Here is a 336-nt window from a genome sequence, read left to right as displayed (position 1 = left end):
AGTCTGGCCCGTTTTCGGTAATTTGTCTCTTTTTCCGCAATGTAGTTGACGATGGTAGCCCTAAGTTCGTTGATTTGATGCGTGAGTGCTTGAGCTTGCTCATATTCTTTTTCGTTGGCTTCCAATTGGATAAGTCCAGCAAAACGCTTGGGGATATTGTGCGGGTACTCAAACACCTTTTGAGGCTCAATGCTCACCCTTAAGGCTTCATGAAGCGGCATAGAATCAAGCTGTTTGGCATGAATGGTTGATGGCAGTGCTTCCCCACGCTGAAACTGAGGGACGTCTTGTACATGCTTTTGGATAAGTTTGAGAGCGATAAGGAAATTATATAGC

At 44.9% G+C, this 336-nt stretch carries 1 protein-coding gene; it reads right to left on the bottom strand.

The window, feature by feature from the left end:
• A partial coding sequence (locus tag RMT89_RS41850) for a hypothetical protein (protein ID WP_315888996.1) occupies window positions 1-336 on the bottom strand: 336 nt, incomplete at both ends.

The sequence above is a fragment of the Streptomyces sp. P17 genome (assembly GCF_032436805.1).
In the GTDB taxonomy this organism is placed as follows: Bacteria; Actinomycetota; Actinomycetes; order Streptomycetales; family Streptomycetaceae; genus Streptomyces.
The sequence above is the reverse complement of the archived record's forward strand: the minus strand, read 5'-3'. Positions and strand labels throughout refer to the sequence as shown.